The sequence below is a fragment of the Streptacidiphilus sp. EB129 genome, from assembly GCF_041262645.1.
Lineage (GTDB): Bacteria > Actinomycetota > Actinomycetes > Streptomycetales > Streptomycetaceae > Streptacidiphilus.
Window position 1 is genome coordinate 1 of sequence record NZ_JBGCCS010000026.1, and the last position, 8,406, is coordinate 8,406.

Below are 8,406 nucleotides of genomic sequence, written 5' to 3' on the forward strand. Positions count from 1 at the left end.
ACCACATCACCCTCAACCGCACACACACCCCCCTGCGTCACCACCCACAACGGCACACCCACACCCACATCACCCAACCCCTGCACCACCACCAACGTCGACAACACCGCATCCACCGCACCAAGCGCCACCAACGACACAACCCCAGCAAGCTTCCCAGCGCCCGCAACACCCTCCAGCGCCTTCGCCACCGCCGCGCGATCCGCCCCCCCATCCACAGTCACCAACCGCGTTCCGGCGCCCAGGCCCACAACCACCTCAGACGCATCAGCCCCCTCCGTCGCCACGACCAGCCAATCCCCGGCGGGAGGAACAGCCTCTCCGGACTCGGCGATCGTCCCGATCTCCCTCCACACCTCCCGGTACACCCACGACCCCACCCGCCCGCGCTCCACGCGCCGGCGACGCCACTCCGACAACGCCGGAACCACCTCCTCCAACACCCCACCACCCAAACCCAACTCCACACCCAATAGCGCCAAGTCCTGGCCATCCACGAGATCCTGGAGATCTCCGTCGGTGACGCTCGGCGCGTCGAGCCAGTACCGCTCGCGCTGGAAGGCATACGTCGGCAGTTCCACCCGCCGACCGCCACCGATCACCGCAGCCCAGTCCACCCGAACCCCGGACACATGCAGCCGTCCCAGGGCTTCCAGCGCGGTCCGCTCCGCCTCACGCTCACGCCGGGCGATGGACACAGCTGTCCCGTCGACCAGGTCAGCCGTCAATGCGGCCAGCACCCCGTCAGGTCCGACCTCCACGAAGCGCGTCACCCCACGCTCCACCAACACCCCCACACCATCAGCGAAGCGAACCGCCCGACGAACCTGAGACACCCAGTACGCCGGCGACATCAGCTCATCAGCCGTAGCCAGACGACCTGTCACATTCGACACGATGTCGATCCGCGGATGTGAGAACTCAACGCCCTCAAGCACCGCACGGAAGTCGTCCAGCATCGCGTCCATCCGCGCGGAGTGGAACGCATGACTCACCCGAAGACGCCGGGTACGGCGGCCGATCGCGGTGAAGTGCGCGGCGACGCGCTCGACCTCGTCCTCGTCACCGGAAACCACCACCGAGGTGGGACCGTTGACCGCCGCGATACTCACCCCGTCGGTGAGCACGGGCAGCACCTCGTCCTCGGTCGCCTCAACCGCGACCATCGCACCACCCGCAGGCAACGCCTGCATCAACCGACCCCGCGCAGCCACCACCCGGCAGGCGTCCGACAGCGACCACACCCCCGCCACGTACGCCGCCGCCAACTCACCGATCGAATGACCCAGAAGGTAGTCGGCCTCCACACCCCACGACTCGACCAGACGGTACGCAGCCACCTCGAACGCGAACAGCGCCGGCTGCGTCCACCCCGTCTCATCCAAACCCACCCCGCCGAACATCACCTCACGCAAGCCAGACCCGAACTGCGCACACACCTCATCCAACACAGCCGCGAACACCGGAAACGCCCCATACAACTCACGCCCCATCCCCGCCCACTGCGCACCCTGACCCGTGAACAACACCGCCAATGAGCCCTCACGCCGCACCCCAGCACCCACCGGACCCGACCCATCACCCAGACGGTCAAGACCGGCCAGCAACTCCTCACGATCCGCACCCACCACCACCGCCCGATACTCCAACGCCGCACGACCCGACGCCAACGAGAACCCCACATCCACCGGATCCACATCCGTCACGGACTCCCGCAACCGGCCCGCCGCGGCCCGCAACGCCTCTTCCGAACGCGCCGACAGCACCCACGGCACGACCGACAGCGGCGAGGCGGTCACCTCAACATCAGCCTCGGTCACCTGTTCCAGAATCACGTGCGCGTTGGTCCCCGAGATTCCGAACGCGGACACTGCGGCCCGGCGCGGACGATTCACCTCCGGCCAGACCCGAGCCTCGGTCAGCAACTGGACCTCGCCCGCCGACCAGTCCACGTGCGTCGAGGGCTCAGAGACATGCAGCGTCTTGGGCAGCACACCAGCCCGCATCGCCTGCACCATCTTGATCACACCCGCCACACCAGCAGCAGCCTGCGTATGACCCAGATTCGACTTCACCGACCCCAACCACAACGGACTGCCCGAATCACGACCCTGCCCATACGTCGCCAACAACGCCTGAGCCTCAATCGGATCACCCAACGACGTCCCCGTACCATGCGCCTCCACCACATCCACCTCAGCCGCAGACAACCCAGCCGACGCCAACGCCGCCCCGATCACCCGCTGCTGCGACGGACCATTCGGCGCCGTCAAACCACTCGACGCACCATCCTGATTCACCGCACTCCCACGCACCACCGCCAACACCGGATGCCCAAGACGCCGCGCATCCGACAACCGCTCCACCAACAACAACCCAACACCCTCACCCCACCCCGTACCATCCGCATCGTCCGAGAAGGCCTTGCAACGGCCGTCCGCCGCCAAGCCGCGCTGCCGGCTGAAGCCGACGAACGTACCCGGCGTGGACATCACCGTGACGCCGCCGGCGAGCGCGAGCGAGCACTCGCCGCGCCGCAACGCCGTCACCGCCAGGTGCAACGCCACCAACGACGACGAACACGCCGTATCCACCGTCACCGCCGGACCCTCAAACCCGAACGTGTACGAAATCCGACCCGAGGCAACACTCGGCGCACTCCCGTTGCCGACGTACCCCTCCAGCCCGTCCGGCACCTCGCGCAGCCGCGAGGCGTAGTCGTTGTACATCACGCCGACGAACACACCGGTCCGACTCTGCCGCAGCGTGGCGGGGTCGATGGCGGCGTTCTCCAGTACCTCCCAGGAGGTCTCCAGCAGCAGACGCTGCTGCGGATCCATCGCCAGCGCCTCACGCGGCGAGATCCCGAACATCTCCGGGTCGAACTCCGCAGCGTCGTACAGGAACCCACCCTCCATCGAGTACGTCGTCCCCCGATGATCCGGATCCGGGTGATACAAGTTCTCCAGATCCCACCCACGATCCGACGGGAACGCCCCCACCCCGTCCCCACCCTCAGCAACCAACCGCCACAAATCCTCCGGCGACCCCACACCACCCGGATACCGACAACTCATCGCCACAATCGCGATCGGTTCGTCATCGGCACCAGCCACAGTGGAACCGGCACCGGTCTCCGGCCGGGTGGCTATTGCCCTGGTGGCACTGTCCGCCAGCAGGCGCTCCAACAGATGCGCGGCGAGGCGGCGCGGCACCGGGTGGTCGAAGAGCAGCGTCGCGGGCAGGCTGAGTCCGGTGGCCGCCGCGAGCCGGTTGCGCAGTTCGAGGACGGTGAGCGAGTCGAAGCCGGACTCCAGGAAGCCGCGCTCCGAGTCGACTGCGTCGGCACTGGTGTGGCCCAGAACGGTGGCCGCCTCCGCCCGGACGAGCCGGAGCATGGCGCGTTCCCGGTCGGCCGGCGCCATGGTGATCAGGCGCTGGCGAAGAACGTCATCGGTGCCGGACCCGAGCGAGCGCCCGCCGCGCCGGGCGGGTCGACCGGTCAGGCCATGCAGCACGGCCGGAACGACCGCCTGGGCGCGCAGTTTCTCGATCCTCAGCCTGGCAAGGGCGAGCACGGGAGCGTCCGCAGTACAGGCCCGGTCGAAGAGACTCAGGGCCTCCTCGGAGGGCAGCGGGTCGAGACCGTTGCGCGCCATCCGCTGCCGGTCCACGTTGCTCAGCTTCGCGGTGATCCCACTGGTCTGCTCCCACAGGCCCCAGGCGAGCGAGAGGCCGGGGAGTCCGGCAGCACGACGGCGCTGCGCCAGCGCGTCGAGGTAGGTGTTGGCGGCGGAGTACGCGGCCTGGCCGGCACCGCCGAGGGTTCCCGCCAGCGAGGAGTAGAGGACGAAGGCGGTGAGGTCGGCGTCACGGGTCAGCGCGTCGAGGTGGACGGCGGCGTCGACCTTGGGCCGAAGGACCGAGTCGAGCGTCTCCGCGGTGAGCGAGGGCAGCATCGCGTCGTGGGTGACGCCCGCCGTGTGGACCACGCCGCGCAGCGGGTGCTCGGCGGGGATGGCGGCGAGCAGGCGGGCGAGAGCGGAGCGGTCCGCGACGTCACAGGCCGCGATGGTGACCTGCGCGCCAAATCCCGTCAGTGTCTCGGCCAACTGTGCTGCGCCTGGCGCGTCCTGGCCGCGCCGGCTGGTCAGGAGCAGGTGCCGCACGCCGTGCCGGGAGACCAGGTGTTCGGCGATCAGTGCGCCCAGACCACCGGTTCCACCCGTCACCAGGACGGTGCCGTCCGGGCTCCAGCTCGCGGACGGTGCCTCGGTGCTCTCCGCGCCCGCCCGGGCGAGACGTGGCACGAGCACCGCGCCGGCACGCACCGTGACGACCGGTTCGGCGCAGGCCAGCGCCGCGGGAAGACTCGCGAGGTCGGACTCGTCGGTACCGAGCTGCACGACAGCGAACCGGCCCGGGTATTCGGAGTCTGCGGATCGCACCAGCCCGGTGAGGGTGGCGCAGGCCCGGGCCGCGTCCGAGTCGGGGTCCGACGCGAGGAAGACCAGGCGCGTCGACTCCAGCCGTCCGTCGCGGAGGACGGCCTGGATCAGGGCCAGGGCCTGACGGCTGGTTCGGTGTGCGTCGGCGGCCGCGTCGACCTCATCCGAACGGTGGTCCGGCTCGTCCGCCGACACGGAGCAGCCAAGCCCGGCGGCGGGGATGAGGATCACGCCGGGCAGCTCGGCACCGTCGTCGAGTGCACCAGTCAGGGCGGCGAGGTCCGGGTGCTGAGCCACGTCCGCACCGGCCGCTCGCAGAACCTCCCCGGCGCCGAGCGGATCGGAACCGAGGACGGCGACCCGGCCGACTGGCTGCTGCGCCCCGGCCGGGGCGGGCGTCAGGTCGATCCTGAACAGCGCGTCCTGGCCCGACCCGAGCTGGGCGGCGGTGACCGGACGCAGCATGAGGGCTGCGACGGAGGCGAGCGGGCGGCCGGAGTGGTCCGCGAGGTCGAGCGACGCCGTGTCGGGCGCGGACATCGTCAGCCGGACCCGAAGCGCGACGGCGCCGGTGGCCTGTACCGAGACGCCCCGGAAGGCGAACGGCAGGGCGTTGGCTGCGCTACCGTCCTGGTCGGCGAAAGCGAGGACGTGCAGGGCCGCGTCGAGCAGCGCCGGATGGACACAGAAGCGTGAGGCGTCCACCTGGAACTGCTCGGCCAGGGCGACCTCGGCGAACAGCTCCCCGCCGCGCTGCCACGCGGCCTGCAGCCCCTGGAAGGCAGGCCCGTAGCCGAGCCCGGCCTCGGCGAACGCCTCGTACAGTCCGTCGACGGACAGCGGCTGAGCATCGGCCGGGGGCCAGATCACCAGGTCAGGGGCGTCCTCGCGTACGCCAGGGGCGATGCGGCCGGTGGCGTGCCGAACCCAGGGGTCGTCCGATCCGTCCACCCGGGAGTGGACGGTGAGCTCCCTGGCCCCGTCCGCGTCCGGAACCCCCACGGCCAGCTGCAGCTGGACCCCGCCGGACGCCGGGACGACGAGCGGTGCCTCCAGGGCCAGATCCTCGACCTGGTCGCAGTCCAGCATCTCGGCCACGCGCAGGGCGAGGTCGACGAACGCTGTCCCCGGGAGCAGTACCGTGCCGAGGACCGCGTGATCGGCCAACCAGGGCTGGTCGATGACGGACAGGCGGCTGGTGAACACATAGCCGTCGCCGTCGGCCAGGCTGATCGCGGAGGCCAGCAGCGGATGGTCGACCGCCCGCTGACCGAGGGCTGTCGGGTCTCCGCCGTCGATCGGGTTGTCGAGCCAGTAGCGCTGGTGCTGGAAGGCATAAGTCGGCAGATCGACCTGTCGACCGCCGCCGATCACCGCAACCCAGTCCACCCGGGCCCCCGAAACGTACAACCGCCCCAGCGCCTCCAGCACCGTACGCTCCGCCTCACGGTCACGACGGGCAAGTGCCACCACCGTCCCCTCGGCCAACTCCGCTGCCAGAGCCGTGAGCACCCCGTCAGGCCCGACCTCGACGAAGCGCGTCACCCCACGCTCCACCAACTCACCCACACCATCAGCAAAGCGAACCGCCCGACGGACCTGGGACACCCAGTACACGGGAGACATCAGCTCATCAGCTGTGGCCAGACGACCTGTCACATTCGACACCACACCGATCCGCGGACGCGAGAACTCAACACCCTCCAGGACGGCCGCAAAATCGTCCAACATCGCGTCCATCCGGGAGGAGTGGAACGCATGACTCACCCGCAGACGCCGAGTACGACGACCAGACCCGGTGAAGTGCGCGGCGATACGGTCGACCTCGTCCTCGTCACCGGAAACCACCACCGAGGTGGGACCGTTGACCGCCGCGATACTCACCCCGTCGGTGAGCACGAGCAGCACCTCGTCCTCGCTCGCCTCAACCGCGACCATCGCACCACCCGCAGGCAACGCCTGCATCAAACGACCCCGCGCAGCCACCACCCGACACGCATCCGACAGCGACCACACCCCCGCCACATACGCCGCCGCCAACTCACCGATCGAGTGCCCGAGCAGATAGTCGGCCTCCACACCCCAAGACTCGACCAGACGGTACGCAGCCACCTCGAACGCGAACAACGCCGGCTGCGTCCACCCCGTCTCATCCAAACCCACCCCGCCGAACATCACCTCACGCAAGCCAGACCCGAACTCCGCACACACCTCGTCCAACGCAGCCGCGAACACCGGAAACGCGGCATACAACTCACGCCCCATCCCCGCCCACTGCGCACCCTGACCCGTAAACAACACCGCCGACCGACCCGAACGCACCACACCACGCACCGCCAGGTCACCCAACCCGGCCAGCAACTCCTCACGACCCCCACCCAGCACCACCGCACGATGCTCCAGCGCCGCACGACCCGACGCCAACGAAAACCCCACATCCACCGGATCCAACTCGCCAGCCGAGTCCCGCAACCGACCCGCGGCCGACCGCAACGCCTCCTCCGTACGCCCCGACAGCACCCACGGCACCACCGTCAGCGGCGAGACAGCCACCTCGACGTCAGCCTCAGCCTCGGGCGCCTGCTCCAGGATCACGTGCGCATTGGTCCCCGACACACCGAACGCCGAGACACCCGCACGCCGCGGACGGTCCACCTCCGGCCAGACCCGAGCCTCCGTCAGCAGTTCCACCGCACCCGCCGACCAGTCCACATGCGTCGAGGGCTCCGAGACATGCAGCGTCTTGGGCAGCACACCAGCCCGCATCGCCTGCACCATCTTGATCACACCCGCCACACCCGCAGCAGCCTGCGTATGACCCACATTCGACTTCACCGACCCCAACCACAACGGACTGCCCGAATCACGACCCTGCCCATACGTCGCCAACAACGCCTGAGCCTCAATCGGATCACCCAACGACGTCCCCGTACCATGCGCCTCCACCACATCCACCTCAGTGGCGGACAACCCAGCCGACGCCAACGCCGCCCCGATCACCCGCTGCTGCGACGGACCATTCGGCGCCGTCAAACCACTCGACGCACCATCCTGATTCACCGCACTCCCACGCACCACCGCCAACACCGGATGCCCAAGACGCCGCGCATCCGACAACCGCTCCACCAACAACAACCCAACACCCTCACCCCACCCCGTACCATCCGCATCGTCCGAGAACGCCCGGCAGCGACCGGTCAGGGACAGCCCCCGCTGCCGGCTGAAGCCGACGAAAGTACCCGGCGTGGACATCACCGTCACACCACCCGCCAGCGCCAGCGAGCACTCACCACGCCGCAGCGCCGTCACCGCCAGATGCAACGCCACCAACGACGACGAACACGCCGTATCCACCGTCACCGCCGGACCCTCAAGACCGAACGTGTACGAAATCCGACCCGAGGCAACACTCGGCGCACTGCCGTTGCCGACGTACCCCTCCATGCCTTCGGGGATCTCCCGCAGCCGGGCGCCGTAGTCGTTGTACATCACGCCGACGAAGACCCCGGTCCGGCTGCTGCGCAGGGACTCCGGGTCGATACCGGCGCGCTCGAAACCCTCCCAGGAGGCCTCCAGCAGAAGGCGCTGTTGCGGGTCCATGCCCAGCGCCTCGCGCGGCGAGATCCCGAACATCTCCGGGTCGAACTCCGCAGCGTCGTACAGGAACCCACCCTCCATCGAGTACGTCGTCCCCCGATGATCCGGATCCGGGTGATACAAGTTCTCCAGATCCCACCCACGATCCGACGGGAACGCCCCCACCCCGTCCCCACCCTCAGCAACCAACCGCCACAAATCCTCCGGCGACCCCACACCACCCGGATACCGACAACTCATCGCCACAATCGCGATCGGTTCCTGGGCCTTGTACTCGACCTCCTGCAGCCGCTCCCGGACCCGGGTCAGATCGACCGTCACGCGCTTGAGGTAGTCGCGCAGCTTGTCTTCGTTCATCGGG

1 protein-coding gene is annotated in these 8,406 nt (G+C 69.0%); it reads right to left on the minus strand.

The genetic code is table 11. The annotated features are described in order from the left end of the window. The coding region (locus ABH925_RS26760; RefSeq protein ID WP_370151616.1) for a type I polyketide synthase at positions 1–8,402 on the minus strand (8,402 nt) is incomplete at its 3' end. Positions 8,403–8,406: the final 4 nt, after the last annotated feature.